The 25,187-nt window shown below is 49.7% G+C and carries 14 protein-coding genes; 3 read left to right on the top strand and 11 right to left on the bottom strand.

The window, feature by feature from the left end; all coding sequences use genetic code 11:
• The 5 genes from IQ273_RS11905 to IQ273_RS35755 all read right to left on the bottom strand — a co-directional run.
• On the bottom strand, window positions 1-311 hold a 311-nt coding region (locus IQ273_RS11905; protein WP_194023382.1), incomplete at its 3' end, for a Uma2 family endonuclease.
• A 91-nt stretch (window positions 312-402) separates the two neighbouring features.
• The gene (locus tag IQ273_RS11900; RefSeq protein WP_228052865.1) at window positions 403-1,932 is read right to left on the bottom strand and encodes a phospholipase D-like domain-containing protein; all 1,530 of its coding nucleotides are present in this window, start codon (window positions 1,930-1,932) and stop codon (window positions 403-405) included.
• Complete coding sequence (locus IQ273_RS11895; protein ID WP_194023381.1) at window positions 1,929-5,381, bottom strand: serine/threonine-protein kinase; 3,453 nt, start codon at window positions 5,379-5,381, stop codon at window positions 1,929-1,931. The genes IQ273_RS11900 and IQ273_RS11895 overlap by 4 nt, the downstream gene beginning before the upstream one ends.
• Window positions 5,382-5,386: 5 nt before the next feature.
• On the bottom strand, window positions 5,387-8,659 hold the full coding sequence (locus IQ273_RS35760) for an Eco57I restriction-modification methylase domain-containing protein (RefSeq protein WP_397197633.1): 3,273 nt from the start codon (window positions 8,657-8,659) through the stop codon (window positions 5,387-5,389).
• A 1,154-nt stretch (window positions 8,660-9,813) separates the two neighbouring features.
• Window positions 9,814-10,176 carry a four helix bundle protein gene (locus tag IQ273_RS35755; RefSeq protein ID WP_194023387.1) on the bottom strand — a complete coding sequence of 121 codons (363 nt, stop codon included), beginning with the start codon at window positions 10,174-10,176 and terminating at the stop codon, window positions 9,814-9,816.
• Between the two features lie 313 nt (window positions 10,177-10,489).
• On the opposite strand from IQ273_RS35755, the gene IQ273_RS35750 reads away from it, so the two are divergent.
• Window positions 10,490-10,798: a hypothetical protein gene (locus IQ273_RS35750; RefSeq protein ID WP_194023379.1), complete on the top strand. Its 309-nt coding sequence runs from the start codon at window positions 10,490-10,492 to the stop codon at window positions 10,796-10,798.
• A 258-nt stretch (window positions 10,799-11,056) separates the two neighbouring features.
• Here IQ273_RS35750 and IQ273_RS11875 read toward each other — a convergent pair whose 3' ends face one another.
• The 4 genes from IQ273_RS11875 to IQ273_RS33650 form a co-directional block, all read right to left on the bottom strand.
• Window positions 11,057-11,473, bottom strand: a complete 417-nt coding sequence (locus IQ273_RS11875; protein WP_194023378.1) for a hypothetical protein — start codon at window positions 11,471-11,473, stop codon at window positions 11,057-11,059.
• Between the two features lie 25 nt (window positions 11,474-11,498).
• Window positions 11,499-14,771: a DISARM system SNF2-like helicase DrmD gene (drmD, locus tag IQ273_RS11870; protein ID WP_228052863.1), complete on the bottom strand. Its 3,273-nt coding sequence runs from the start codon at window positions 14,769-14,771 to the stop codon at window positions 11,499-11,501.
• A gap of 303 nt (window positions 14,772-15,074) precedes the next feature.
• Window positions 15,075-19,019 (bottom strand): NACHT domain-containing NTPase, encoded by a 3,945-nt coding sequence (locus IQ273_RS11865; RefSeq protein ID WP_228052869.1) that lies wholly within the window; start codon window positions 19,017-19,019, stop codon window positions 15,075-15,077.
• A gap of 128 nt (window positions 19,020-19,147) precedes the next feature.
• Window positions 19,148-20,437, bottom strand: coding sequence for a TIR domain-containing protein (locus IQ273_RS33650; protein WP_228052861.1), 1,290 nt, complete (start codon window positions 20,435-20,437; stop codon window positions 19,148-19,150).
• Window positions 20,438-20,585: 148 nt separating this feature from the next.
• On the opposite strand from IQ273_RS33650, the gene IQ273_RS11855 reads away from it, so the two are divergent.
• A complete protein-coding gene (locus IQ273_RS11855) occupies window positions 20,586-21,137 on the top strand; it encodes a hypothetical protein (RefSeq protein ID WP_194023376.1) in 552 nt (183 codons plus the stop codon).
• A gap of 22 nt (window positions 21,138-21,159) precedes the next feature.
• On the opposite strand, the gene IQ273_RS11850 is transcribed toward IQ273_RS11855, so the two are convergent.
• Entirely contained in the window at window positions 21,160-22,857 is a 1,698-nt protein-coding gene (locus IQ273_RS11850; RefSeq protein WP_194023384.1) for an alpha-amylase family glycosyl hydrolase, read from the bottom strand.
• Window positions 22,858-23,301: 444 nt separating this feature from the next.
• Between IQ273_RS11850 and IQ273_RS33645 the strand changes: the two genes are divergently transcribed.
• Entirely contained in the window at window positions 23,302-24,378 is a 1,077-nt protein-coding gene (locus tag IQ273_RS33645) for a transposase (RefSeq protein ID WP_228052859.1), read from the top strand.
• Window positions 24,379-24,745: 367 nt separating this feature from the next.
• On the opposite strand, the gene IQ273_RS11840 is transcribed toward IQ273_RS33645, so the two are convergent.
• On the bottom strand, window positions 24,746-25,081 hold the full coding sequence (locus tag IQ273_RS11840; protein WP_194023375.1) for a hypothetical protein: 336 nt from the start codon (window positions 25,079-25,081) through the stop codon (window positions 24,746-24,748).
• Window positions 25,082-25,187 lie beyond the last annotated feature (106 nt).

Below are 25,187 nucleotides of genomic sequence, written 5' to 3'. Positions count from 1 at the left end.
GGGGTGAGGGCATTCCAGCGAGATTTTTCGACCCAAGCGACATCGGGCGATCGATCGCCGCCGTTGGGGAGTTTGAAGCAGGTGGATGAGTCGAAAACAACTCCCAGGTCGGTTTGCTCGTTCCAGATGACGAAGCGGGCAATAAGGGTGGCATTGTTCATGCCGGTTTCTCCGCCTGTGGGCGACATGATTACGAGTGCTCCGGTGGGGGTGCGTTCAAACTTGATTTCGGGGTTGGCGGCGCAGAGCTGCTCGAACTGGGTGTGGTCGAGGCGGGTGATAGGGCTGAGGTCAATGGTGAAGGCTGTCATATTAGACGATAAGAGTCGAACAAGACTAAACTACTCTGGTTAAAAGGAATCAGCTTCAATAGCTTAAGAAGTCTAAGGCAATTAAAACTCATTACTCAAAGGCATACATATAGCTTTCGAATAGTTCATCTATCTTGGGAGAAAAATATATAATCGAGCCTCTCTCATCTCGAAAAGTTCTGTTGGGGTCTCCTCTGAAGGAAAGCCAGTTAAAGCTGCTATTCGCGGCAAACTTACTGTCAGATATTAATATTTTCGCGTGAGTGTCGCCCAATCGCCGAAATTTAAAGTTTTTGTATTTATTCGCTAGGCTTTGCAGTCTTTTCTCTGCCTCAACATCCCATTCTCTTTTGTCTGACTTGGTCTCTCCCAAACCGTAGCCGATATAAACATCACATCCTTTTTTGAGAAGAGCTTCTAGCCGATTAAGAAAATTTCTATTAACGACATTGGCTCTGATCCAGGGAGAAACTATTAATAAACGATTCTCAGTATGATCTAAAGCCTTTGCTAGTAAAGGAGGATGATCGTAGACCTGGAGCCAACTGAAAGGCAGCTTATTTAATTCTTGTTCTAATTCAGCAATTTTAGAGAGAGCTTGATCTAGCTCTGCTTGCAGATTCTTCTTTTCCTCATCATTATCTGAATCTGCCAACTTCTCTTTTACAGCGAACGCTTTCGTCTGGCTGTTAGTAACTTTACGTTGCAAATCTTCAATGTGCTGCAATGGGAGCTGATCAACGTATTCCTTGCCCAAAATCTTATTAACTAGAGTCCTTGGATCACCTTCTTTAAGACCCTCTAGAATGTGAAATCTTCTAGTACTGTTTGATAATGCAAAAGCTTTTTCATAGTCGCTATTTATTCTCCTGTCAACTACAAAAGTAACCTCTATATCATTATTTTGAATAGATTTAAACACTAATGCTAAAGCAGGAAGAAAATTTAGCTCTCGACGCTCAATCGACTTAACTGCCAATAAATCTCTGTCCTCAGGTCGCTTGAATCGACTTAAGCTTTCGGCTTCTTTAATAAAAGCATCTACGTCTCTAATGTCTAGATCAGACAAAACTGGGGGCTCGGTTTTGGAAGGTGAAATCTCAATGTAGTTATATGCCCTTAGATCTTTAGACTTTAACAAATTTGATTCAAGACGGCCATGCCATTTAACTTTTCTCAAAAGGCCATCAAAAGCAATTACGAATGTTCTTTCCTCTGGGACAATACTCTTTGCATCTTTAAGAGTCGATTGCCCTAAAGGCTTAGTAACGATCCATTCCTGCGTAGTTTCACTATCCGACCCAATAAGATCGATAAGCTCTTTCATTCGAAGGCTTATCATAGAATCTCTAATTATCAGAGATTCTAGGCCTAAAAAGCTTGCAATGTGAGATTCTTGAGTTAGACCAGCATCAATAGCTTTGAGAATAAACTCTTCGATAGGAGGAATTTTTTTCTTGACTTGAGTGATTGCCTGTATAGTTATTCTGTAAATAGGCAGGCCAACATCTTGGCAAGAAATCAAGCTAAATCCTGCTCTATTGTCGTATTTTCGGGCTATTTCATAGGCAGAGCTTACTTCACTATCAAATATTTCAGAAATAGGATCTGTAGAAATCATACCTTTGCCTCAACTAAGCAACAGCTTTCGGGATTGTTTTCAATATGATCGATGATTTTATTCAAAGGGCTTGTAGGTTTAGAGCGACAGAAATAATGATCGCCAACAATGATCAAACCTAATTTACCTCTGGATAAAGCCACATTTAATCTTTCTTTTTTGTTTAAGAAACCTAGTTCATTTCTGTGATTTGAACGAGTCAATGAGAAAATAGCAATATCAGCTTCGCGCCCTTGAAATGCATCTACCGTATTGCATTCAATAGATAAAAAATTGAGCTTATTAATTTCCTGATATAGCCGTCGATTGATTAATTTTCTTTGGGCAGTGTACCCGGTGAGTATAGCTATTTCATAGCTTCGTTCAGCTTGTTCTCCTATTTTATTCAACTCTCTAAGCAAGTTAAAAATGATGGAGACCTCACAAGCGTTTTTGAAGCTTGGAATTTCCCTTTGCTCATTACGTTCCTTTAAAGCCGCTGTGGTAAGCCAAGTAACTGGTCTTGGTAAAACCTTGCTCAGATTGGCATCTAAGACTGGCCCATCACTCTGAAGTAAATCTTCATAGAAACAGTGGCTTATTAAATCACCAATAGGTTTTACCATTCTATGTTGAATAGAAAGGCTTTTAGTACAACCTTCAGGCAAACGTTCAAATAGAAAGTCAAATAGAGTTTCTTGAATGTCTTCTGACTTTAAGCCATATTTGCTTAAAAATTTTGCGTCTCCGCTAACCTCATCTTGGAATGGTGGAAGTTGTTTGCTGTCACCAACTAATATTGAGCGATGAGACCTAGAGATTGGAACTAAAACCTCTGTCGCAGTTGCTTTTGATGCCTCATCCACAATACACAAATCAAATTCAATATCTTGAACGTCTCTAGGCATCCCAATGCATGTGCCAGCGACTACATGAGCCCGTTTTAAGAGTGATGTGTTAAACTCATGGGTTCTACCAAATCTATCAAGCCAGTCTGCTTGAATCACTAATAGTTTTTGCAGAAGCTGAGCCTCAGGATTTTTTAGATCAATCAATTGACCTAATCGAGCATCAAGCTCTTTTGAAGATAATTTTTGAAATTTTTTGCTGTTCTGACCGCTAATATTTTGAAGTTCTTCAGATATTGTTTCTTTTTGACCTCTTAAAATCTTAGATTTACCTTTTAGATCGCTAATTTCTTCTTCAATTGAGCCAATTTGTTCTTCAGAAGAGTTAGGAAGATTTGATTTCCTCTTTCTTTTGCCATCTCTAGGATCAACGGGTGCTAATTCATCTAATTCTCTTTGACGATTTTCTATATCCGTCCTAAGAGTCTCTAGTTTTAGGGTGACAATCTTCAACTCTTGAAGCTGTGTAGCGATTTGAATATCGTTAGGAGAAATTTTTCTGTCGCTTGCCCAATCTTGAAGAAAAGCTTGACTGTTTTGGCTGACTTCCTGTCTCCAGTGAGCCATTTTCTCCTCAATTCTAAGAGGCTTCATGCTGTCTGCAACTTTTTCATCTTTGCCTATCCTTACCAATTTAAGTGTAGGTCCTTGGGCTTGAATACGCTCAAGAGCATTGTCAAGAGCAACGTGAGTTTGGGAGCTAAGTAGAATGCGTGCTTGAGGATTATTCCTCAAAGTTTGCAGAATAACCTCTGTAATGAACCTTGTCTTCCCAGTTCCAGGAGGCCCCTCAACAATTAAAAAGTCTTCTGTCCCTAAAGCTGATTGAACCGCTTCTTCTTGAGAAGGGTTTAAAGCCTGGAAGCAATCTGTAAATTCTACTAACTGAGGAATGGTTACATTAGCGGGTTTTACAAATAACTCACGAAGATTAGGACGAACGGCTCGATCAAACCGAATTGCATCAAGAGCTGACTTCTGACGGTTAATGGCAATCCTTGCAGCTTGACTGTCAAAGCGGAGAATTCCCTTTCTCGGTAGTTGATCAGGATCTCCGCGTTGGATATAAAGAACAAGTTCTTCATCAGATGCTAGTTCAACTTCTCCACTCAAAATGCTAGAGCCGTTCTCTCTAACTACTTCGCGAGGCTGCCCAATAATATCTTGGTCAGGTAAGCCATCTAGCTCAAACCTTATTCGGCTTCCATCGTTTTCAAAGCCAGTATAAGGAATAGGAGATCCCTGATCTTTTTCCCAATCTTCTTTTGCCTTAAGGATATCACTCCAAGTTCTAAAGCATCTTTCTTTTTCCTGTTCAGCCTGGCTTTGTTGCTTTTCTGCTTCAAATTCAGCAGTGTCAAGCTTTAATTCTTGTACAATTCTTTTAGCATTGCTTATGTCAACAGGTTTCTTGAAGCTATATAAGTAATTCGGACTCCAGCAACGTTCTCGTAAACCTTCTAATGTAGAACTGGGTAAATATTTTGCATTTAAAATGGTAAGACATTCATTTTCAGCAACCACATGGTAAGAATAGGACGCTCCAAATAACTGATAATGATTTTCTGGAAATTCCTCTTTTTCATTAGCTGCATTTCTATTCCTGTAGGGACTAACACTACAAGCTTCATTAAGATCTTCTATAAGAATTTTTTTGACTTCTTGTTCTGGACGTTTTAATGTTGCGACCAGTCTTTCCATTGCCTTATCTGTTGCTCTTATATAGCAAGTTTCCTTTTTGCCTGAAAACGCTATCTTCCTTTGGCCTTGGATAGCTTCAATTTGTGCTAATAGAACTTCTGCATTACGTGCTCTTGTGGCAGGATCAGAAGAAACCGACTGTTCGATGATATCCTTGATTTTTGGGTGGACATCTAATTCTTCAAGTGCTCGCTGAATATCTGGGTAATCTGCTAGATGGGTAGAAGTTAAACATCTTAGAGTGACTACCCCAAAGCTAAATACATCGTGCGCATAGGTATATGAAGTATATTCTTCGTAGTTTCTATCTAGTGGTGTATAGGGCCTTGACGTAAAATCTGCGAGAGTAACTAGAGGAGTAAAATATTTTTTTATTTTTGATATGCCAAAATCAGCAAGTTTGATTTGACTATTACTGTCAAGGAGTATATTACTAGGTTTAACGTCTCGATGTATGTAGCCTCTTTCATGAGCTAAGGCCAATGCTTCTAGAATAGGTTGGCCAATAACTGTCCAGTAGGTATCCCATCCTTCTATGGGTTCTTTTTCTAAAAGAGAGAGAAGATTGCTCTCCATCCAAGGCATGACAAGAAAATAATGCCCTACCTCAGAATCCATGCCTGAATCTAATAATTCAATAATGTTGGGATGTTTAAGTTCTCTTAGAGAATCTGTTTCTCTTTTAAAAGATTCGGCTAGAATTTCTTCTTTAATTTCGCCATGCTTAAAAAGTTTGACAGCTACACGCTTAAAATTATCTTTGATATCTGCTGCTTGATAAATATCGGCCATGCCGCCTGAGTAAGGATTCTCAGACAGAACATAACGGCCATTGATGGTGAGGACAGATGAGCTTGCCATTTGTATTAGCCTTTTCTGCGAGTCTTAATCTCGGTTGGATTGCCAAATAAATCTGTTTGTAGCAGAGCCCCCTGATTGTCGATAACTTTGGTAGGAGGAGCACTCGATATAGAGTGCCCAGCTTCTTTGGTAGACGTACTGAGAAGTTGCCTCAAATTCTCCGCGTGCATTTCGCATTCGGCCCAGGAGTCGGCGGGGGTGCCTTGGATTTGCCAGGGGAGGAAGCGGTATTGAGCGTAAATCGGGAGTGGCGAGTCGGGAGTCGGGGTGGGTGCATCTGGCGATTCCCAGAGTTTGGCGGTTTCTGCGCCTATTCTGGCGGCGACGGGTTGATGGTTTTGGGCGCGCTCATCATGCCCCAGACCATAGTCGGAGAGGCAGAGGGTTTCGGGCAGCATCCAGCCTTCGCCGTGGTTAAGGTTGAGGAAGGCGTCGAGGCCGAGGCGTTTGAGGTCGTGGAAGGCGATGAGGGAGAGGACGGTGTGGCGCAGTTCGGGGTCTTTTTCTTTGTCTACTCGCCAGAAGCCTTTAGGTTCGAGGGTTCGAGCAAAGGCATTATCAGTAACTTGTATTGCAGGATGATCGCAACCTTGGAGTATTGAAGAAAACTCTTCTAAGTTAAACCCGTAGAATTCTGCAATAAGTGCTTCAGATATACACTTAAGTCGTTGACGTTCATAAGGAGTAACAGCCCAATATTGCTTCCAGTGCTTGTGTAAGTCTAGGAGAACTCGTGCCTCCTTCCAGTAGGGGGAAAATTTTAGGGCGGGTAAAGTGAGACCAATACCAGTTTTGGCGAGAGCCCGTTTCCGCTCAGCCGATAGAGCAAACACAGCCGTTTCCTCTAAAACCGCCCAAATTAGAGATTGTCCGCCTAATTTATTTCGTATCAAAAAATCATACGAAAATGAATTTAGGGCAGTAGTTACTGTAAGCACATTTTCTAAGGTTCGATGAGATGGCACTAAAGTTGGCACTTTATGATTGCATGGAAAGCCACTTATGCCAGTTGCGATTACGGTTCTTGTGTTTATTGAAGAAGTCACATCCATGATGCAAGTCTTGCATTCATGATGAGGAATAGATTTTTCTAAGAAGTCAGATAAACACATTAAAAACTGAGGTTCGATGGTTTTTCTACTCCAAGGAATCTCTTTCCAAATTGCTGTTCGACTTTTGCCACTCACCCAGCCATTACGACTGAAATCGAATTGGCCAATCATACGCCCTTCGTACAATGGCAAAGCAACATCTTCGACTTCATCAACGTAAATTACCTTGCAGCCATCTGGTGACAAAATCACCCCCGGTTCCCGACTCCCGATTCCCGACTTCTCCCCATAGGGTTGCCAATTGCCCTTCAACCAATGCCCATACTCATCCGGCTTATACCCCTGCGCTTCCCACTTGGGGCGAGGAGGGAAGAGTTTGGAGTCGTTGGTCATGTCGAACTCCCTGGCGTACTGGATGCCCCAACCTTTGGGGCTATCGTCACCCAGCAGCACGCCATTGGCGTACATTTTTTCGAGAATCTTGAGGTCGTGATCTGAGCGAACTTCTAGCAGTGCGCCTGTGTTGGGGCTAAAGCGTTTGATTTGCGCCGCAGGCACCGACAGAAAGTGGGCATCATCCAGGGCATCAGTCATCAATTCTTGAGCCTCGGGCGAATCCCCTGGCCCCAACCGGAAGCGGGTAGCAATAGATTCGGTGTGGCCACCCTTATTCACGCTGATGATCACCATCTTGAAGCTGTGGTGAATATTGCTGAACACAAACCGTTCATTCTGAAAGGCATAGAGATGTGTCCATTCGCAGCGGTTGAGAAACAGCCTGCGCAGTGAACCAGACCCCTTATCGGTATAGATCCCTGACGGAATAATCAGGCCAAATCGTCCCCCCTCACGGGTCAGGGCGTGGGCCAGCTCTGCAAACATCTTGTAGGTATTGACATCCGCCGACCCCTGATAGCGATACGGATGCTCAGGATCGCTATAGCCCGTACGCTTAGCCCGCTGCCTGCGCCATTCCGTCGCCAGCAGTTCAGCCTCTGCCTTCCGCCTTGACAGTGAAAACTTGCTGCCCGCCGCCTCATCATCGCCAAAGGCAGAGGCCACATACTTGCTCCAGTTCGACAACGCCTTTAGCCGCGCACAATAGGCCAGCCAATCTTCCTCAATGGTGGGGTCTGCCTCAAAATATTGCTGCTGATAATCCAACGCTTCCTGCTTGCCATAGGTGCGATACAGCGGGTCAATGTTAGAGAAAAATTCCTTAGAGTTGGGCTTCTGAATCTCCCAAGGAGGGTTGCCCACAACGGCATCAAACCCCGATCCCGCTTCTCTAAACACACCGGGAAACTCCAGCTCCCAATGGAAAAACTGATACTCCTGGGCCACCCCTTCAACCGCCGCCCTCACCTCCGGCGATGGATCGACAAACTGCATCGGCGTGGGCGACACCTCCATGTCGTTCCCCTTCCAAAACCACACCGCACACCAGCAATCAAACGCCCACTCAAGCTCCTGAAGCGCCTGCTTCTGCCGTACCGACTTCTCGTAATCTACCGCCTGTTGTTCTGGGTTCAGCACCCCCGTGTGGATATTTTCCACCGTGGCCAGAAGCTCGTCGTGGGTTTGCTCTGGCGGCTGAATCAGCCGATTCTCAAACATTGAGAGCTGCACCCCACCGGCCAGCAGTTCCCGCAGTTCCTCTTTGACAATCTCATTGCGGAGGCGCTTAATTTCTCGCGTCCACACCTTTTGGGCAAAATGCACCCCCCTGTGGCTGGCATCCCCCGCCTCCCGCTCCCAGGCCATAATCGGGTAATCCTGAAACTGGTCGAACCAGCAGCCCACCAGCGAATTCCCCGGCTTGATCTTGTGGTCGAGAAAGCTAAAGGCCAGCGACCTGTCCATCGTCTCTACCCACAGCGCCAGCCGCCCTAGCTCCACCGCCAGCGGGTTGATGTCTACCCCATAAATACAGCGCTCCACCACATATCGCTTGAGCCGAGGCTTTGAATATTCCTCCGCCCTCTCCACCGTCAGCGGCAGGTTCTTCACACACTCCACAAACCACTCCGGTTGAGCATCATCCGGGATGCCTGCCCTAATCTGCTCGCCATCTTCGATCAGCCAGCCATGTTCAAACAGGCTGCTCCACAGCGCCTCCACCAAAAACCGCAGCGACGCAATTAAGAACGACGCCGACCCACAGGCCGGGTCACACACCTTTAGCGCCAAAATTACCGCCGGAGCCTTCGGCCTCCACTGAGCCATCGGAGCCATCTCATCCGGCTCCCCTGCCTCATTGACAGGTGGGGCATAGGCCAGCGGCAACAACGTTCGCTGCACCGTCGGCACCGCCAACTGCGGTCGCGTGTAGAACGTACCCGAACCCTTGCGGGTACCGCCCCACCTCACTAAAAACCATTCCCCCGGCAAAATAGTTTTAGCAATCAGGCGCTTGGCCGTATTGCTCACTTGCTGTTCATAAGCCGCTAGGGCGTCCGCCTTTCTGCTGCGGGGTTTATTCACCAACTTGCCTGCCTTCACCGCCCGAATGGCCCACTGGTGAGCCCTTTCCCGCAGGTTTTGAATCAGGTCATCCTGACTATCTTCAATCTCATCTGGCTCAGCGTCTTCCTCCTCCTCTGTTTCGGCCTCGGCTTCGATCTCCTCCTCGGCTTCGGCGTCTTCCTCTCCAGAGTCTTCCTCTTCACTGGCGCTGGGCTTTGCGGCTTTCTTCAGCTTCTCCACCAGCGATGACAGCGCATTATCGTCCATCCCCTCCAGCCGCGTCAGGGGTAAGGCAGGCTGATCGCCCAGGTTGAGAAAAATCATTGGGTCATCGGCGGCGGCCCGGCGCAGTTCAAAATCGAGCAGGCCCTCGTAGAGAATGCCAATGTACTCCGACGACAAATCGGAGAAGTCTACCGGAGCCTCTACCCAGGTACTCCGTCGCCCCTGGCGCACCTTCACCTTGCTACGACACAGCAGTTCCAAAATCTGAGTTACCACCGTATCCGATGGCCCATAGACCGGGTTCTCTAGAGCGGCTAGGGCTCGTAACACGGGGTCGGTTGCGGCATCCAAGCCCGGTGTAAACAATCCACCCCCATAGCGCGGCACCGGAATCGCCTCATGGGCCGACCCCTCATACACCAAGCGAAACAAGGCCAGCATTCGAGGCCAGGCACTGTAACTATTGCGCAACCGCTCTGAGGCTCGCCCCCCAGCCATGCGGTCTAACTGCTCTCGTAGCCCCTGAATGCCATAGGAGTTGTGATAGATCGGGTTTTCCCGAGGCAGCAGATCGCGAGCCTCGGCAAACAAAATCACCACACAGCGCATGATGATGCGGCTGGCGGCGATGTAGATGTCTCGATGGGAGACGGGAGTCGTAGGTCGGGAGTCGGGAGTCGGGTTTTGTGCTAAGCCTTCTGTTGTAGGGTGCGGATTAGAGAACGCAGCATTTTCCCCACTGTCTCGCACTGAGTCATGATCGGGGCGATGGCCTGGGGTGTCGCTAGTTGTACCCGTTCCGAGATGATCAGGTGGGTTTCCAGTTCTTTGAGAGATCCCTGGGCTATTTTCAGGAACTGAATGTACTCCCCCCGGTTCTCCCGTCCGTAGCCCTCGGCGATATTCGCTGGCACTGATACCGCTGCTCTCCGAATCTGTGAAGTCATCCCGTAAATTTCCTCCTTCGGAAACGCCTTGGTCAGTCGGTAGCACATCTCCACCAGCGTGATTCCCTCGTTCCAGACCCTCAGCTCGCGATAATTCTGAGCCATCTCCCCCACCCGACTCCCGACTCCCGACTCCCGACTCCCGCTCAAACATTTCATCCAATGCTGCCGAAGATTCTCGAATCAGCAGCTCTACGGCCTTCCGTACCCGTTCCCCCAGTACATCCGACAGTTCTGCCTGCCCCTGGCGCGAGGACTGAATCGCCGCCATCAACGGGCTGGGTACCTCAGCTTTTTCAGGCCGAAGGGACGTCTCCCCCAGTAGTAGTCGGAGGGCCGTCACCTGCGGCCCCGGTCGCCCTTCCTCAAACCACAGGTTGATATCCCACTCGCACCAGGCATCGTAATCGGCCCCGGCATGGATGAGCCGCCACTGGTAGCCATTGGTGAGCAAAGCTACCTTTTGATCGGCCCTGCGCAGCCACTCGATCACCCGCGATACAGCCCGCTTGCCGCGGCCAATACCCAGCCGCGCCACCTGGCCGACCCGATCCTGTCCATCGGCCACAAATACGGGCAGTATGGCACCGCGATCGTCTTGCCAAACCCGGCGGGGCTTAATTTGTTCGCGGGTAATGGCCTGCTGTGCCCAGTCGCGATCAACAGATGTGCCCTTTTGCCAAAAGTCTTTCGAGAGCCCCAGCACCTCTTCCAGCACCGTATCTAGCAGGGTGCCAAGCTGGCTCTGATCGCCATCCTGCAAGCGGGTGACATCGCGCCGCAGCTTGTCTTCGATGTAGCGCGACAGGGGCACTAACTGCTTGGCAACAAAAAACTCCTCCAGCTTGGAGGGAGCAATCAGCAGGCCCCCGTGCTTAAGCGAAATCCACCAGTCGTCGTGGTTGACGGTGCTAGTTTGTGCAGCAAAGGGGGCAACGGTCGCCATAGTTAACTATCTGGCTTTTGGACAGGGGATACAGAAAGGCTAAACGGGTTTCTTCGGTCGGGGTTTGCACTTCTCAGAGAGTTGCAGCAAGGTTTCCAGAAAGGGATGATCCGTGACCTCGTGGAATCCACGGGCGAATCTGCCGGTGTACTCTAGATATTCTTTAAAGCCAGGCTGCGTGTTTAGCAAGGGTTCTCGGCCTCGCCGCTGGACTAAAAACCAGCCTTCACCCAGGGCCGCAAACCGCCAGGGCTTGGGGCAATCGTCTAACACCTCCTCACAGACGAACTGTTCCCACAGTAGATACTGTCTGGGATTTTCTGAAATCCCAACGATGAGAAAGATGGTGTCGCCGAGGGTGTCGAGCACCTCCTGCTTATCTGTACTGATGCCACAGCCATCGCCCGGAAGCTGGCCCAGTTTTTCGAAGTTGTGATACTGCACCCAGTAGCGCATAACGTTGCCTAAAACCCTTTACGTACTAGGTATCCCCTGGTAAGCGGATCTCTACCGTAACGGGAAACACCTGGGCTACGCCGCGTAGGGTATAGCGTTTCGGTAAAATTTGAGTGAGGACGCGGGTTTGCTCCTTTTTCAGCTGCTCGGCCAGGTCTTGATAGTGGCCCCGCCGCCGCCGCATCTCATCGTCTAGGTCGCGCAGCCGGTCTTCCTGCGATCGCCGCTCGTCGGGAATCAGCGAGAGCTGCTGCATATCTTCCAGCAGTTTGTCGCGCTCTTTCTCCAGCTTTTGTAGGGTGGTTTCTTTCATCGCCCGCTCCACCTCTTTGAGTCGATGCTTAAAGCGATCGCTCTCTTCTTGTAGGGCTACGGTCTGGCGGGTGGCCAGCTCTGCCTGAATCTGGCTGGTCAGCGATTCAATCAGCTGCCTCAACATCGCCTGCACATCGGGCTTGATCTCATCCCACAGGTCGCTAGCCTGGTCTGCCGCTACCCGAGCCACCGCCTGCGGAGCCACCCCATCTAAACTCGCCGCCAGATGGGGCAACGCCTCCCCTAGCTCGCCCTTTTGAATGGGGTAGCGCAGCGTCCGCACCCAATGGTGGAATGGCTCTCGTAGCTCATTCACCGCCAGCTCTTCGACCGTCAGCAGCAACAGCGCTTCGGCTCCCTCGGGCACTGGGCCATAGCGCACCGTCCAGCGACTACTCTGGCCTGCCTCCCCTGTGCCACCAGGGAAGCGGGCACGGGCATACATGCCCAACGCCTGGTGAAACATGGGGTGCCCCAGGTGCATGAGCACCGTGTCTTTGGCAGGGCGGTAGACGGGGCGATCGTTTTTGATCTGGATAAAGTGCTGGGAATCAAACACAATGGCGGGCAGCGGCCCTTGGTGGCCGTTGGTGCTGCCTAGCCGTAGATGGTCATCGACCGCCGCATCCCATTTGGGGGGAATGGGCATCTTTAGGCGCAGTCGGCCCTGGTCATCGGGCGCTTCGAATCGGGGTAGGCCCACCCCAATGCCCAGGGCAATTTCTAAGGTTTGGGTCAGGGTAGCGGGAGTCAGGTCTAGCTCCTGCTCCAGAGTATGCAGGGCGGCTGCCGCTGCCTGCCCCGCCGCGATCTCTTCAGAGCTGGGAATGCGCGATCGCCCCCGGCGATAGTTCACGGCATCGTCTAGGCCGCGCAGCACGCGATCGGTGTCTTCTAGCTCCACAAAACGCCGCTGAAAGGCGGCATCGAACACCTCCCCCATCGACCCCAGTTCTTCACGGATGGTGTTGACCTTTTCTACCACCCGCGCCAAAAACTTCAGGTCGGCATCATCCTCACTGGTGAAGTGGAGCACGAATACATCCTGGGCCTGCCCGTGGCGATCGAGACGGCCATTGCGCTGATCGAGTCGGGCTGGGTTCCAGGGAATGTCGTAGTGCAAAACGATGTAGGCCGTTTCTTGCAGGTTGAGCCCCTCCGAGGCGGCATCAGTCGCCAAGAGTACCTTCACTGGGTCATTGGGGTCGTTAAAGGCCTGCTTGATCTCGTCTCGCTGACGGTCATCCATGCCGCCGTAGAGTTCGCGCACCGCCTCTGGCTGATTGGCATACGCTTCCCGCAGTCGTCGCCCCAGATAGTCGAGGGTGGTTTTGTATTCGGTAAAGACCACAATCCGGTCAGACCCTTTCCATTTATTGCCCACCCGCAGGTACTTTTCGATGGTGTCGAGCAGCTTCTCCCACCGTTCGTCTACAGCTGGGGATGGCAGTTCGCCCTCAGCATTGGGGGTCAGTTGCAGGGTAGCTAGGGCCTCATCCACCGCCGCAATTTCAGCCTGAAGGTGGGGAATCAACGGCTGAAACCAGGCCCCAGTAGTTTTGGCGGCATGCTGAAAGCGGCCCTCAGCCTCTTGGTCATCGTCCAGGTCTTCTTGGGTGGCCCGCCGGGCGGCCTGTACTGCGCTAACCTCGGCCCCTTCATCTTGAGCGTTGCCTTCTCGAAACCGAAACCAGGAATTGGCAAAGGTGTAGGGGCAGGACAGCAGGCGCTTATTCAGCACCTCCACCGCGAACCCTCCCGCTAGCTGGTCGGTTTTACTAGAGGCCGCAATCAGGCTTTTAACCGCACTGCGAAAGGCTGCAAACGCTTCTGAGAGTCGTCGCTCCTCCCTGAAAAAGATAGGCAAAGGCTCCGTCAGCCGCCGACAGAACCGGGGCGTGCGGCCTTCTTGCTCGTCCAGGGCGTTAATCTCTGTTTTTAGCCGCCGAATCACCACCTCTTGAATGCGCTGCTGCATGTCGGGGGTGAACTCGCTGGTTTGGGTAAAGCGCACCGGATCGAGCTGCTCTAGCAGACCCGAAAAACAGCGGGTGTGGCCATTGTGGGGGGTAGCACTGAGGAAGAGCTTGTGCTCGAACCAAGGTGCGATCGCCCGCAGCATTTTCGACAGATCGCTATCTTCCCCAAAGTTGGAGGGCATCAGGTTGTGGGATTCATCCACAATCAGCAAATCCCACGGCAGCTGGGCCGACCCTTCAGGCTGGCGGCAGGCCGCGCGAAATTGCTCCAGAACATCCGGCTGCCGCAGGTAGTGGTAAGAGGTCACAATACGAGGAAACGTCCGCCACGGGTTGGCATCGAGCCCCAAACGCTTTTGCAGAGTGTGGGTCTCGGCCCGGTCAATCACATCAAAGGACAGGGCGAACTTAGTCTTCATTTCCTGCTGCCACTGCTTCCGTAGGGCGGCAGGGCAGAGAATCAATACCCGACGAATGCGCCGACGCAGCAGCATCTCAGTCAGAATCAACCCCGCTTCTACGGTTTTGCCCAGACCCACATCATCCGCCAGCAGTAGCGAGATACGCGGCATTTGCAGCGCCTTGAGCAACGGCACCAGCTGAAAGTCTTCGACCTGGACGGCACCAAAGAAGGGCGAGGCGATCGGGGGCTGGGCTTGGGGAGAGGTGCGATCAAAGCTCAGGAAGGGAGATAGAGCCGTCCAACGAGTTGCCCGCAGTAGGGCATCGTACTCTGCCGGGGGCATAGGGTCTGAGTTTTCAATGGGCGGTAGAGCGGTAGGTTCGAGCAGGGTCTTGTTGACTTCTCGCTCCCAGATCAGGCTGTCTTCAGGGGGGCCATCGGAGTCGATGTACTCTAGCCGCACCAGGTGAACTTGCCCCTCGGGGCCAGCACCAAAGGGCTCGACAGCCGCGATCAGCGCCCGGCGATTGCGCAGGGTGGCGAGCATACCCACCTGGGGCATGGATGGAGAAGCGGTGTCTGGTTTGCTGGTACTGACCATAGGTGCGGTTCGGGGCTCGGGTGAGGGAGTGGCATCCGTTGCTTAGCCAAACTAACAGCTAATGAGATAGGTTTGCTTGAATTCTTACTTTTTTTAGCAGCAAATCAAACCATCGTTAAAAATTGTTTGAAAGGTCGGATTAGAGTCGGACGTTATTCTGTAAAGGCGGGTTAGGGCAGCTCATGTCTCAGTGCTTTTACGGTGGTCATAGGACTGATAGCATCTCCAGTTACAAGAATTTAGGTTGTTGAGAATAGGTTAGATCGATCATGATACTCTCACCAATCTTAGCCAACTACTACGTCAAGTAAGCTTCTTGCGACTGCGCAACCTGCGCCGAGGACTAGTATAGTTGAATCGTCTATTAGGCCTTCGATCTAGCGTTTCTAGAGCAGATTGGGTCTCCTTCAGATTCATAGCTAACAAAGCTTCAAACAGATGCAGGCCAACATCTCGATGGGCTGGTTGTCTATGAAGTTGAATGGCAATAGTTGTTAGTTTGTCAGCAATAAAGGCAGAACGACGAGCTGGGTTTGTAATTTCAATACCGATATCGACTAAACTTTGGCAAACCTCCGAAACTAAATCAGGGTTGCTATCTACGAAATTGTCTTTTTCAAGGATATCGGTTAAATCATCAGCAGATTCAAGCAGGAGTTCCTGATTTTGGCAAACTGCTCCGATAATCATCTGCATTCCTCTATCGACTCTGAAATTGTCACGGTTCAAATTAAATACCGTTGACACTGCCTTTTGGATAGACTTTTTGCTGGAGAAAGCTAAAGTATGGAGAGTTTCAGTGGCGATCGTGCGACATTCCCGCTGAGCCCAAAGATGACTCGCAGCATGGGCAAGGCCACAGAGCAAAGCTTCATTATCCTGCTCAGCTAAGTGCTGCCGGATTCTGCTTACTGACCATTCATCCTGACATTTGAGATATTGAACCAGCAACAATTCTCCATAGACCTGCTGCGAGAAGTTTGAAGAGTTTAATCTCAACATCTCTAGCCACCTCTGCACAGTTTCCTGAGGCTTAAACCAGCCAATTCCATGTGCAATATGGTAAAAGCTCCAAGAATACTGCAAGACTTCGGGAGAATTACAGATAACTCGATCAAAAAGCTGGGTGGCTTGCTCTGGATCGCTATTCAGCAATGGAAGCATGCATGAAAGAATATCAACCCATACTGCTGGATGAGGTTCTACACCTAACTGCGACTCGATAAACTTTGCCCAACCATCTAAATCTGGAGGATTTTGCTGAAGATAACCTTCTATGATCGCTCGCACAATATTGCCTCTCCCTCCAGGCAGCACATGAGAGCCTCTTATCCCAAAGAGAATAGACGAACTCAAGCTAGAAGGCTGATCTTCCTTACCTCTATAACTCGTTTGTTCTGGTTGAGAGTGACCTGATAGCCATTGCTTCAGCAGCGATAGAGAAGATTGGGGCAGTCCCCGATTTCGTTTCGCAATCTTTTCTAAAGCATGGGCAGCATCAGAGCGAAAGTCTTCTGAAACAAATCCACGTTGATCAAGATCTTCAATAATAGAAATGAGATCTTGAGCAGAAAAATTAGTTTCAGCTAAATCTTCAACCGCCGCTCCTATGTAACTCTCATGTTTTAGAGGTTCTAACTGTGGAAGTAGATTAAGCAGTCGAGATGGTTCTTCCTTCACCAACTTACCGAACTCCCTAGACTGCTGGGCAGCACTAATCGAACGAGATATATCGCCAGTCCCTTGCCGACTAAAATCACGCCAGCTTGATCGATCAGATAATTTATCGAAGAGCTTTAAGAGGTGGTGGTCAGAAGCACGACTCATCTCCTCCTTTGTCATCCGAGGACCTATATCTTGAACAGTTCTAATGCCACCATTTTTACGCAAGGCTACCCATGGTAGAGCACGATCTTCCTCATTTATTAAGCGCTTGATTTCAGGACTCACACAGTCTTCAGGAATAGCCCTAAGAAGGCACAGCCTATGTTCACGATTATATCTTAAGCAACTACGTCGAAGTTCTATATCCTGTTCATTACTTGGCTGACAATGCTTAACAGTGCAAATCGATTTTTCAAGCTTTATGCGATCTTCGAGTTGCAAATAAGGAAAGATATGTGAAATCAATCTTTCTGTCTCTTTGGGGCCATTGCCGCTTACCTGGCCGCCTAAGTTAAATCGCCTAGAATCATCCAGTAGATAATTTAGAATGATTAGAGGCTCTTCTGAAGCAATTGAATCTAACGCATTAGCTAAAATTCGGTGGACTATCAATAGTTCAGAATTTTTATTTTGATTGAAAAACTCTAAGAAATCCTGCCTATTTTGCTGGGAAAGCTGTTTTGTAGCTGTAAGGAAGGCTTGAATAATTTCACTCCTAAAGAACCTAAAGTCACCTACTCGGTCTTGATTGTAGACAATCGTAAAGGAGCTTGACTGACGAGTCAAGCGATATATTGTGTCTGTAAACCAAGGCCATAGGTTCTCTAAGAAGCTTTGGGGATCAATTTCAGCAAACTTACCAATTTCATAGAAATTGTGCTCACTCTCAACGAGCTGTACAAGTGGCTTTAAAGGATCATATTGATCCGCATGAAGATAGCGTTCATATTCAGTAGCATTGGGTAGTAGTTCTGGAGGACGGATATCGCTAGTCTGAAGAGCGTGCCTGGTAAGATAATCTAAATGAGCACGGATAACTATTGAGGCTTGATTAGGTAGCATTTCTGCAATCTTCTCTGCGATCGCAGCCACCTCATGCCAATCTATATAAGAGCGTTGAATTATCTGCTGGGTAAACCAAACTCTTTCAGTGTCCCACTTGTCAATATTCCAGAGAATCCGGACACTGAGACGGTCATAAGATTGGTCATTTAACCAGTAGTCTCTCACCAAATCCCATACGTCATCTGCGGCAAAACTCGTTGCAGCGCTTAGAAGTAAGGAGCAGCACACAGCTTGTTCTGGCGGTTTTTCTAACCAATGAGTGAACTCAGGCCGATCGCGCAAGCGCCTGAACCAACCAGGGCTACCAGTTACGGCATCTAGAATTTTAATTCCTTCTGTTTCCGAGCCCAGTAACGAAATTAGTAGCCCAGCCTCAACCGTATCTGGATCTACTTGTGCACCTAAAAACTCAATTAGTAGAGTACGAATATGCGGCCTGACTCGATCTCGATATGTGTGCAAAAGATTCGTCAGTTGCTTATGATAGGGTGCTGGGACGGTGCCGCGCAGGTAATTGAGCCCTCTTAATAGAATAGGACGGATAAAAAGACCATCCTGCCGATCTAGAACTAGATCTGTAAGGGACTGAGATTCACGAGCAAAACCACGGGCCAGGGTATGGTCGTAGTAGGTTTGGTGTCGAAAACCTATTGTGCCATTCTCTTGGTTAGCTATTAAGAGCCCGGCTTGCTCTAGGGCGTACCGGATCGCTGGAGTCCTGTCGGCCCAAGCTGCAGGTACCCATAAAACCTCCTGCTTGGTCATATAATCAGCGAGATCTTCTAAGAAGTCTATGGCCTGCTCGGTCTGCGGGTGCTGATTCACCCGTTTTTCCCAGAGTTGATCAAGCAGCCTTTGAGATGATGTGAAGCCCTCATTTGGCTTAGCGACATCTAGAAATATATCGAGGTGAAGAGGATTCTGTAATAGCTCTTGAAGAGGGGCTCCCATGCTTGCAGGAGTATGCCCTGCTGCTTCCAAGATGGGTGTAATTTTCTCCCAAGTAGGTAAGCTCAAGTCAAGCTGGTCAATTTCGGCAAGGCGGGCAAATTGAGAACCATAGCGAAATTCAAACTCCCGACAGGTTGCAACAACATGGACATTTTCCTTTCCCAAAAATTGCTGGATTAGGCTGAGCAGCAGGCTCAAACGCTCAGATCTACGATCAAGTAGTTCTGAGACGGCATCCAGCTGGTCAATTAGGACAACAATTTGCTCTCGACTAGCAACGGCATCAATAGCATCATTGGGGGAAAGAGGCAGCTGCAGATCACGCTGCAAGTCTTCGATAGTTTTAATGGAGCCATTCAATTGGTCAGCTTTGATAGCCAGAATAGTGCAACCCTGTGCGACCAATTTATGGCCTAGGGTGGCCATCAAAGCAGATTTACCTGATCCAGGGGCACCCAGAATAATTGTTGTTGAGAATTCCTCAGAAGCTATTCGGCTCAGCAGGTCTTCTAGCTCTGGTCGCTCAATCTGTTGATCGTTGTTTAGCGTGCGTCGCCAACTTAGCAATCTTTTAGAAGCACTACCCAAGCGCTGCGTGAGGTCAGTATATTGAGTAGAGTCAAAATTGGAATAAAGTACGCCTTTAGTTTTTTGTGGCTCACCCTCTTGGCGTAATTGAGGTGAAGATGAGCCCGCTAAGGGTTTCTGGCTATACCTTCAACAACAGAGCGAATGCCTTTGGCCACATTCAGCAAGGCTTCGTCTTGATTGGGCCAGGAGGTTATCGGTTTCCCATCGGTGGGCAGGGCTTGTAATTTACTGAAGGACAATCCATTCCAATCGACCGGGCGAAGAATGATCGGAATGACTCGTGCTTCACCGGCCTTGTGGCGCTCCATAGCTCGGCTAAGTTCTTTGTCCATGCAGTAGTCAGAGTTGATAAAGTCTGCACTGACCAGGAGCAGAATGATATGGGCAGCTTCTAAATTGTGATCGATTTCACTGGCCCACTCACTACCGGCTTCAATAGCGCGATCGTGCCATTCCTGGATGGTTCCCTGACGTTTTAGGGTGCTGAGATGAATGGCCAGTTGATCCCGCAGCGCCTCGTCCTTATGGGAGTAGGAGAAAAACACCTTGATTTCACCTGGCTGGAGCGATGCTTTTGTTTCAGGCCCTTTAGTCGCACCGTCAATGCTGAACTGGATTGTCCCACTCCCTAGTGGTGGTGTTGGTTGAGGGACTAACTGGATTTGTAGCTTAGCCAGTAGCTCAAAGGCGAACGCGCTGGCATGGCGAGAGGCCTTTTCTTGAGAGCCAGTTTTGTCTGCGGCGGCTTTGCCATCGATCAAGTCGGAAATTCCTCGAATGACCATGGCCGCTACCTGCTGATTGGCACGGGCTGCATCAAGGAAGCCAAAGCCCTCCATCTCGACGGCTAGGGCATCACCGTAGTTGGCTCTTAGGAACTGGAAGATTTCTGACTCGGTTGAGGCGATCACTTTCTCGCCTGCGGCAATGGGGGCTACAAAGGCTTTGGGAGAGTTTTCGTCACCAGGTGACTGGGCGTTGAGTAGCCAGCTTCTAGCAATAGCCCTAGCTCGTTGCTCTAGGTTATAGGCACTGAGGCCAATCTCAGGCCGAGGTTGGAAGGTCACACCTGCTTTGCCTGATTCATAGTTATAGATTTTGGTGGAGGCTACGACATCTCCGATGGTCACATCTTTGATTCCTCCAGCTACACCAACAAAAAGGATGACATCGGGATGAAAATAGTTTATTGCTCGTTCTGCTTCTAGGGCTGCACCAGGGTTGCCAGGGCCGATTTCAACTATGCCTACTTCCCAGGTTGAGCCGTTGGCTATAAACTGGCCCTGCTCATAGACGGTACCTTTGGGGTGTACTTGTTCTTGAAGGTCGGAGAGATGAGCGCGAACGGCTAGATACTCGACGGGTAAGGCAGTCAGCAGTACTGCACGGGGCATGGGCAGATTCCCTGAGTAGCTGGATTATTCTCTATCTTGGCAGTTGGTTTTAGATTTGCCCAAACTCTAGAGAATTTCTTTGCCTTCGAGGGGTTGGTGGGATGTACGGCCAGAATGGAGGGTAGTTGTGGGCTGAGTAGGTTCGACTATGAGTGAGAAGGGAGCTTTGCTGGAGGTGCTGCTGGCTGAGTATAACTGCTTAAAGTCTGAGCAGGCGCAGCGGATCGGCTTTCGGGATAATTTGCTGTACGTGACGCTGGGGGTGTTTGGGGCGGTAGTCTCGTTTGCGTTGTCTGACCCTGGACACTACTATGCGTTGCTAGTGATCCCCTGGGTATGTGTGATTTTGGGTTGGACGTACATTGTCAATGATGAAAAGATTTCGTCGATCGGTCGGTATATTCGCTATGAGTTGGCGGCCAAGGTGAAGGCATGCACGGGCCATGATGATCCGGAAACGCTCTTGGGCTGGGAGGTGGCCCACCGAGACGACAAACACCGCAAGCGTCGCAAAATTCAGCAGTTGATTGTGGATGAAATTACGTTTGTATTTTCGGGGTTGATTGCGTTGGGGGCATTCTGGTTCATGGCTGTCAACCCACCTCTTGGAGTTACTTTTCTTTCCTTGATAGAGTTGCTGCTTCTCGTAGCATTGGGGATAGAGATATTTACTTATGCTGATTTAGGGCGAGGGCTTTGAAGCATAGAAAAGCCTATAGGTGCTAGATATAGGCCTTGTTTGTAATCCACACCGATTGATAGGGAGCTAGGTCATAGATGGCGCGATCGTCGGTAAAGCGGTGGCCGCTTATCAGGTCGTACCAGTCGTCGGTACTGACTAGGTTGAGATCGTTCAACCGTAGTTCCTGAGGCTGGTCGCTCAGGTTGTGCACCGAGAAAATGCTCTGGTCGCGGGTCAGGCTCTGCCGCCAGAAGGCAAACAGGGCTGAGCTCATTGGGTGCAGGGCGTACTGAGTGGCGTTGGGGTGAAACGAGGTCTGCTGGCGGCGAATCTTGATCAGCCGCTTGAGTTCGTTTAGCACGCGGGCGTGGTGGCTGGTGGGATCAGCCAAGGCGGTTTCTAGCTCCTCTAGGTCCCACTTGTAGCGGTTGATAGTGCGGTTGTGGCCGGTTTCTTCACCCCCCTTGGTGTAGTTGTGGGTGGCCAGCAGGCTGTGGATGTAGAAGGCGGGTATACCCTCCAGCGCCATCATGATGGTCTGGGAGCAGAGAAAGCGCTCCACCTGCCACTGGTCTTCGCCCTTGACGGTGCCCTTGAGGGCGTCGAAGAGTGAGATGTTGATCTCATAGGGCGACTCGGTGCCGTCGGGGCGGCTGCGCATGCTGATCTTGCCGCCAAAATTGCGCATAGCGGTGATCAGTTGCTCATACTCATCGGGGGCTAGTAGCCCTTCAGCAGGGCGCATGCCAATGCCATCGTGGGAGGCGGTGAAGTTGAAGTAGGCGCAGCCGATGGGGGCAGGGGGCATGCTCATCATCCAGGTTTTGAGATGGTCTGAGCGGCCCTGCATGAGCGCATTCAGCAGCAGCGGTGGCAGGCTGAAGTTGTAGATCATGTGGGCTTCGTTACGATTGCCGAAGTAGCTCAGGTTCTCGCGGTTAGGCACATTGGTCTCGGTGATCAGCGAAATTCCGGGGTCAACCAGCTGCAAAATCTCGCGAAACAGGCGCACGATGGCGTGGGTTTCGGGCAGGTGCATACAGTTGGTGCCGTGCTGCTTCCACAAAAAGCCCACCGCATCTAGGCAAATGTAGCGTGCCCCCACCTGTACATAGTAGAGAATGATTTTGACGTACTCGATCAGTACATCAGGGTTTTTAAAGTCCACATCCACCTGGTCGGCACTGAAGGTCGTCCAGACGTACTTTTCCCCTTCGGTGGTTTCTACAGGGGTCAGCAGTGGCGAGCTGCGGGGCCGCACTACCTGAGATAGGTCTTCGCTGGGGTCAGCGGTGATGAAATAGTTGCGGCCGGGCAGTTCGTTTTGCTTAAACTGCTCAAACCACTCGTGCTGGCTAGAGACATGGTTAATGACTAAGTCCACCATCAAGTTAAAGTGCTGGGCGATGCGTTTGATGTGTTTCCAATTTCCCAGCTTGGAGTTGACCTTGAGATAATCAATTACCGCAAAGCCGTCATCAGAGCTGTAGGGGAAAAAGGACAGAATGTGAATCCCAGTAACAGTATCTTCCAAATAATTTTCTAAGAATTCTGCCAATACTTCCAGAGGGAATCGCTGACTATCCACAATGCTGTCCCCATAGGTAATGAGCAGGATGTCATTGTGATTCCATTTTTTCAGATTTTCTTGGCCAGAGGGGCTGAGAGACTTCTGGATCAGCTCAAAAACTTCAGTTATGAGCCAAGTGGCTACTGTTTCTGAATAAATCTTGTCTATTAGAGGTTTGAAAGCCTTATAAAACTTTCGGAATGCAGAGTTATCCTGAGAGCCCTCCCCTTTACTAAATCTTAAAAACTTAGAATTATCTTGGGCTTTTTCTTTCTTACTGAATTTTGCAACTATAGAGCTGTCTAAAGATATATTTATGATTGAAACCCCCCATTGATTATTTAAGGAGATATTGATAGTGCATTCTGAGCATTCATGCATTGCCCTGATTGACTGACAAAAGTTGATTTTGAGAGTCTACGTGCCTTGCTGTGCGGCGGTTTCCGAGATTGAAGGAATGAAGGGGGAGCCAGCGTTCTAAGCTTAGATACCACTCAAAACCATGAACACTGTGAAAAAAACTCCCTTCTCTACAATGCCTTGAACGCTTGGTTGGGTCAATCGGTACCCTGGGCGCATCGCGGCCATCTGACGACGTGTCTTTGGATGGTGATGGCCTTGCTTCAACGCGGGGAAGTCAGCCTGACGCGGTGGCTGCCCTATGTTCCGTGCCGAGGGGTGCAGGCGCAGAGCAAACAACGGCGCTTAAGCCGCTGGTTGCACAACAGTCGCCTGAACGTCCACCGCTTATACAAGCCGTTGATTCAGGCCGCGTTAGCCGATTGGCGTGAGGACTGTTTGTACCTGAGTTTGGACACCTCACTGTTCTGGGACGAGTATTGCTTAGTGCGCCTCGCCGTTGTGCATCGTGGACGTGCCTTACCGGTGGTGTGGCGTGTGCTCAAGCACCGCAGTGCCTCGGTCGCATTGCGCGATTATCGGGAGATGCTTCAGCAAGCGGCCAACCGATTGCCTCAAGGGGTGAAGGTGGTTGTGCTCGCCGACCGGGGCTTTATTCACACCGAGGCCATGACGGTAATGACGACTCAGTTAGGGTGGCACTACCGGATTCGGGTGAAGCGAACGACTTGGATTTGGCGGGCCGGTCACGGGTGGTGCCAATTGAAAGACATTCATCTGCAGCGGGGCGAAGCGCTCTGTTGGCATACCGTTAAGCTCCACAAAGGCGAGTGGTACGGCCCGGTTCATGTGGCCTTTGGCCGCAATAGCGTCAATGGCGAGTTTTGGGCCATTGTCAGCGATGAACCCACTAGCCTGCACACCTTCGAGGAATACGGCTTGCGCTTCGACATCGAAGAGGCCTTTCTCGACGACCAATCCAATGGTTGGAATCTCCAAAAATCCGAGATTCGCTCAGTCTGTGCCCTCTCCCGGCTCTGGTTCCTCCTCGCCGTCGCTACCCTCTATGTCACCGCCCAAGGGGTCGAGGTCGTTGCCGAGGGCAAACGCCGCTGGGTTGACCCCCATTGGTTTCGCGGCAATAGCTACTTTCGCATTGGGTGGGATTGGCTGAAAGCCTCACTAGAGAACGGATGGCAGCTCATTCGTCACGTCCGTTTCACCCATAATCACGATCCTGAACCCGCCATGGCCTCACGGAAACAGCACGAGCAGCGCACCTATCGAATCGAGTTCAAAATACACACGTACTGCTATGTCGCCGATTAGTTTTGTCAGTCAACTAGTGCATTGCCTCTAACAAAAATTTGGATTCACCATAACTGTTACCTAAGCGATGGAGGATAACAATAGGCTCTGATACGGGATTTATTTTAAATGAATTGCTGCTTACACAGCAATAAATAAGGCACTCTTCCTCTTGCCAGGAGAATATCTCCTTTGTCTGTATGTCAATGGTCATCAAGTAGGTTTTTCCCACCTGAGCCACACGCGGATAGTGAATAACAGGTTTAATCAGTAGTCTAGAAGTTTCCATAACCATAGAAGCTTTGACTTGAGAAGGGCTAATTAGAGAGGGCGTTGGAGGCAGTCATAGTTACTTATGGTTTGGTTCAACGTGGGTATTAATCATAGGTCAGTTATCAGCTGGGGTTAGGTGTAGTAAAGTCTTGGGATTGCCGTAGTAGACATACAGAAATGTAGCCAAATATAATGCGTATGCTTCATCTGTTCCCTCCTCAATTAAGCGCTCATAAGTCTGCTGTCGCATTTGCTTGAGCATTGCCGGAATCGTCACTTGCAGGTCAGGGCTTTGCTTTTTAATCCAATCAAAAAACATTTCAACCACTTGTTTAGCCGCTTCGGTGTTGACTTTCCTCAGGCTGCCAATCACACCCTTAGCGCCATATCGCAAAAACAGCGTCAGAAAGGCCGCATGGCTAAGGGACAGGGGTGCATCCCAGTCTTGCAAGACTCATTTTGAGAAGTAGCCATTCAGATACGCACATCGCTGCCGGAGCACTTGTTGCACGTTATGTGCGTCCCAGTGAGCGCCTGAGATCTTGATTCGATGTCCA

Origin of the sequence: Nodosilinea sp. LEGE 07298 (assembly GCF_015207265.1) — a bacterium.
GTDB lineage: Bacteria > Cyanobacteriota > Cyanobacteriia > Phormidesmidales > Phormidesmidaceae > Nodosilinea.
The sequence above is the reverse complement of the archived record's forward strand: the minus strand, read 5'-3'. Positions and strand labels throughout refer to the sequence as shown.

Excerpts from the sequence above, each read along its gene's own strand:
- IQ273_RS11855 (WP_194023376.1), top strand. The coding sequence starts at position 20,586 with ATGAGTGAGAAGGGAGCTTTGCTGGAGGTGCTGCTGGCTGAGTATAAC.
- IQ273_RS11875 (WP_194023378.1), bottom strand. The coding sequence starts at position 11,473 with ATGCGCTACTGGGTGCAGTATCACAACTTCGAAAAACTGGGCCAGCTT.
- drmD (WP_228052863.1), bottom strand. The coding sequence starts at position 14,771 with ATGGTCAGTACCAGCAAACCAGACACCGCTTCTCCATCCATGCCCCAG.
- IQ273_RS35755 (WP_194023387.1), bottom strand. The coding sequence starts at position 10,176 with ATGGCTCAGAATTATCGCGAGCTGAGGGTCTGGAACGAGGGAATCACG.
- IQ273_RS35750 (WP_194023379.1), top strand. The coding sequence starts at position 10,490 with ATGGATGAGCCGCCACTGGTAGCCATTGGTGAGCAAAGCTACCTTTTG.
- IQ273_RS35760 (WP_397197633.1), bottom strand. The coding sequence starts at position 8,659 with ATGGCTCAGTGGAGGCCGAAGGCTCCGGCGGTAATTTTGGCGCTAAAG.
- IQ273_RS11900 (WP_228052865.1), bottom strand. The coding sequence starts at position 1,932 with ATGATTTCTACAGATCCTATTTCTGAAATATTTGATAGTGAAGTAAGC.
- IQ273_RS11895 (WP_194023381.1), bottom strand. The coding sequence starts at position 5,381 with ATGGCAAGCTCATCTGTCCTCACCATCAATGGCCGTTATGTTCTGTCT.
- IQ273_RS33650 (WP_228052861.1), bottom strand. The coding sequence starts at position 20,437 with ATGCCCCGTGCAGTACTGCTGACTGCCTTACCCGTCGAGTATCTAGCC.
- IQ273_RS33645 (WP_228052859.1), top strand. The coding sequence starts at position 23,302 with ATGGCCTTGCTTCAACGCGGGGAAGTCAGCCTGACGCGGTGGCTGCCC.